Source organism: Chryseobacterium sp. LAM-KRS1, assembly GCF_013184525.1.
GTDB classification, from domain to species: Bacteria; Bacteroidota; Bacteroidia; order Flavobacteriales; family Weeksellaceae; genus Chryseobacterium; species Chryseobacterium proteolyticum.
The window spans coordinates 1-4,302 of sequence record NZ_JAAOIZ010000010.1 but is presented as its reverse complement, the minus strand read 5'-3'; the positions used below and the strand labels follow the sequence as shown (position 1 = coordinate 4,302).

General features: G+C 33.0%; 3 protein-coding genes. All 3 read right to left on the bottom strand.

All coding sequences use genetic code 11. From position 1 onward, the window contains the following. Positions 1 to 2,570, bottom strand: a 2,570-nt coding sequence (locus tag G9C87_RS20655; protein WP_172284684.1) for a non-ribosomal peptide synthetase, incomplete at its 3' end; no start/stop codon positions are given. 31 nt (positions 2,571 to 2,601) lie between these two features. Further along, positions 2,602 to 2,733, bottom strand: a complete 132-nt coding sequence (locus G9C87_RS20900; protein ID WP_262888853.1) for a hypothetical protein — start codon at positions 2,731 to 2,733, stop codon at positions 2,602 to 2,604. Next, on the bottom strand, positions 2,726 to 4,302 hold a 1,577-nt coding region (locus G9C87_RS20650; RefSeq protein ID WP_228457070.1), incomplete at its 5' end, for a condensation domain-containing protein. The genes G9C87_RS20900 and G9C87_RS20650, both read right to left, overlap by 8 nt.

The following is a 4,302-nucleotide window of genomic DNA, read 5'->3' as shown; positions in this document are numbered from 1 at the left end:
ACTAAACTCTTGTCACCTTCGTGATCCTTAACATCGGTAACTGCGTGCTTTATAGCATCGCTGTAGGATAAAACCTGGCTGTCGATCTCTCCCAGTTCTATTCTGTGACCACGGATCTTGACCTGATCGTCATCGATTCTTCCCAAATATTCAATGGTTCCATCCGGTAACCATCTGCCTAAATCTCCTGTACGGTACATCTTTGTACCGGGAACAAAAGGATTAGCTACAAACTTTTCAGCAGTTAGCTCATCACGGTTCAAATATCCGCGAGCAACACCTGCTCCGGCTATATACAGCTCGCCACTCACTCCTATGGATACCAGTTCACCATTTGAATTCAGTATATAGATTTGTGTATTCCAAATTGGGCTACCAATAGAAGCAGGTATCTGTACTACTTCACGTGCGATACAACCAATAGTTGCTTCAGTTGGACCATACTCATCATAGATTTCAATATCTTTGTTAATAGAATGAATAATCTGAATATGCTCTTTATTAAGCTTTTCACCTCCCAGAATAATTTTACGGATATTTGTATTTTCTATTGATGCGTCTTTTAACAGAGAAATATGAGAAGGGGTAAGTTTAAGAACATCTATTTTACTGTTTTCAAACATCTTAATAAGAGTTGCAAAAGCATTTTTCTCCGTATCTTCCAGCCATAATGCACTTCCTCTGGATAATGAACAGAAAATCGCCGTACCTGATAAGTCGAAAGAGATAGATGTAAATAACCCCCAATTTCCACGATCCTTTTCAGTAAAATAAAAACTGTTACTCCATAAAATATAGTTTAGTATATTGGAATGAGTAATGCCTACTCCTTTTGGATTACCAGTAGTTCCCGATGTATAAATAACATAAGCGAGATCTTCAGAATGAACTCTTTTGGGCACATTAACATTATTGTATTCTGATTTTAATAATAAGAAAGTCTTGTATTCATCCTCATTGATAACAACTTTGGCATTACTATCCTGGATAATATACTCTATTCTTTCTTTTGGATAATCTACATCTACAGGTACATATACTCCTCCAGATTTTAAAATTCCCAGAATAGAAACAATAACTTTTTCACTTCGTGGCAGCTGTATACAAATCAAATCATCCGGCTGGATGTTATATTTATCTATTAAATAATCAGCCATCTGATCAGATATTGTATCTAACTCTTTATACGTCAGTTTATTATTCTCAAATACAACCGCAGTTTGGTTGGGTTTCTGTTTAGCCTGCGCTTTAAACAGGTCTATAAATGTAAATTCTTTATCTATGAAAATATCTGTTGAGTTGGAAGTATCGATGACTTTCTTATCAGCATCAGTAATACCTAATTTATTCTTACTTAATAAGTGAATAAAAATATTCTTGAATTGCTTTTCTATAAGTTCTTTTTCTAATAGAGAAAATACATCATCATTGGTATATAAGTCTATTTTAAGGTCCTTACCCGAGTTATTTACGCTCAATTTTATATCAAAAATGTCCTGTACAGAATATGTACTCATTACATTACAATCTGAATCTTTTATCATATTATAAGTATTGACATTTTCAAAACAATACTTAAAATAGGTATTATTGTGCTGTTTTCTGTTGAGTGTAAAATAATCACTCCAATTCATTATTGTATCTACATTTTTCTTAAGGTCTTCCAGATTTTCAGATAGACTAAGATCATTTGAATAGGTTTTCAAATTCAGCGCCACCATAGAATTCACATAACCTACCGTATGAAGAAGCTCATCATAATTTCTATTTTGATTAACGTAACCTATCGTGATGTATTGATCTGTAGTAAAGGATGACAGATATCTGTTAAAGCACAGCAGAGCATAAAAATCTATATCTTGATCTAAACCGGTCAGGCTTCTAATTAATTCAGCGTAATCAGAATGATCAAGTGAAAAGATGGTTTTCTTACTTGTTCTAAAATTCTGAGATTTTTCCCCAAAAGGTAATATTTGATTTTCCGGTCTGCTGTTATACGCTTTCCAGAATAGTTCGGCTTCTTTTTCCGGTTCTGACAAAAGATCATTTTGCCAGGAACAATAGTTATAGTATTCTATCTTTTCACTTTCATCAAAGCTATTTTTTATTCTTCTAAGAATTTCTTTAGACAAATAAAGGCAGCTATATAAATCTCCGAATAAAGAATACAGTCGTATTACAATATATTTTACATATCCTGAAACAATCAAGACACCCACTCTTAATGCTTTATTTTTTGTTGAGTCGTAAGAGTAGTTCAATTCGGTCTCCACTATTTTTGCAAAATCCTCATAGCTTATATCTTCATTATAGTACCAACACTGTATATCTTCCCCATTTTCATCAATACCCTGAGTAGGATAGTCCATTTGCTTACTTGAAAGCAATTTATATGATAGTACCTCATGATTTTCAATGGTTTTTTTTATATGGATACTGATTTCTTCAAAAGAAAGGCTTTCTGTAAGTTCTATAATAGTCTGATTATAGAATTGCTCTATATCTTTTCTGTTTAATGATAATAAATTCACCTGATTTTCAGATAATTTATATCTTTCAATTTTTTCCATTTAATTTTAAGTTTTTTATAAATAGATACTATTACTTTCTTTCACTTTTATATCCATACCCTCTTGGTACAGAAATGCTCTCTACTCTGAACACCTTAGCATTTTTTCCATCCGAACAGATAAGAATACTTTTATGTTCTTTTAATTTGCCTAACCTATTCATGATTTTTTTTGTTTATAAATGCATTGAGCTTTCTTACATTCTTTTGTTTAATAAGACTGGAATCCGTTTGAGAAATCACTTCTTTTATATCTTTTTGTACTATTGCTTTAAAATGTAAACTTTGAGATTCCAGCTGACTATTGATTTCATTAAAATGCAAATCTTTATTTTCCATAAAAAATATCAATATATCTTTAAATGCCTTTACGATATTGATGACCGAATAGTCATCAAATAGATTCTTATTATAATCAATCAAAATCCTGAAATCTGAGTCTGTTGGAAGAATTTCAAAATTAAAATTGTAATTAGTCTGAATATATTTTTCATTTTTTACAGTTATCAATTGTTGTTGTTCTTCCGGATTGTTATCTCTGGATAGGTTTTCAAAAACCAGAATGTGATTGATTAGGTTTCTTTTTAGTACACTTTTAGCCTGGATATTGGCCAAACCTAAGTGATGATAATCAATACTTGCAATAGAATCCTGATGTATTTTTTTCAAAAGAATTTCAGGAGTATCATCACGGTCTATTTTTATACGTACAGGAACTGTATTGATAAACAGACCAACCATATTTTCCACTCCTTCCAGTTGAGGAGGTCTTCCTGATACCACTGAACCGAATAGAGCTTCTTTGCCCGAATTGTATGTACTTAAAAGATAAGCCCATACACCTTGTACAAAAGAATTAAGAGTAATTCCTAAAACCTGGCAAAACCTTTTAAGATCATTGTAAACCTCAGTATCTAAATAATATACGTGGGAAGCTAGTTCATATGCTGTGCCCTCAATGCTTTCTTTACAAAATGGAACAACCGTTGGACTATTAAATTCTTTAAGATAATTCTCCCAATAATGCTCAGCTTTTTCTCGGTCAACTTCTCCCAACCATTTAATATAAGAGGAATATTTGGGAGGATCAGGCAGCTGCATTGCTTCTCCCTTTTGCAGCGAATTTAAAACAGCAGAAAAATCATTGATTAAAATATTTAGACACCATCCATCCATAATGATATGGTGATGGCTCCAAATAAACTCATAATCACCGTCCGGCATTTCTACCACTTCCAGGCGCATCTGAGTAGGCTTATCCAATTCGAAACCACGATCTACATCACTTTGTTTTATATGTTGCAACTCAAGTTCCGATTCTGGAATTGTATGCCTAAAATCTACACGAGCCTGCTTATGTACGATCTGTAAAGTAGTTCCTGCATATTTATTATCAAATGAAGTACGAAGAATAGCGTAATTATTAACTACTGTACTAAAAGCTTTCTCTACTTTTGATAAATCAAGATTTTCAGATTTGATTCTGTAGGAAGTTTGGATAAAATATGCAGATCCCTGAGGTGCTGCCAGCCAGTGATAATACAACCCCTGCTGCATTGGAGACAACTCGTAAATATCCTCAATATCACCATTCTTATTAATTTCTTGAATCGCTTGGAATGACAATCCTTTGTAAGTAAAGTCCGATGGAGTTACAATCACTTCTGATGATCTGCCCTCAACAATCATTTCTTCTAAATGAGACTGGTAACTGTTCATCAGCTCCTGAACCG

What these genes read in the sequence shown, in the direction of transcription:
- G9C87_RS20900 (WP_262888853.1), bottom strand. Translation starts at nt 2,733, where the DNA reads ATGAATAGGTTAGGCAAATTAAAAGAACATAAAAGTATTCTTATCTGT.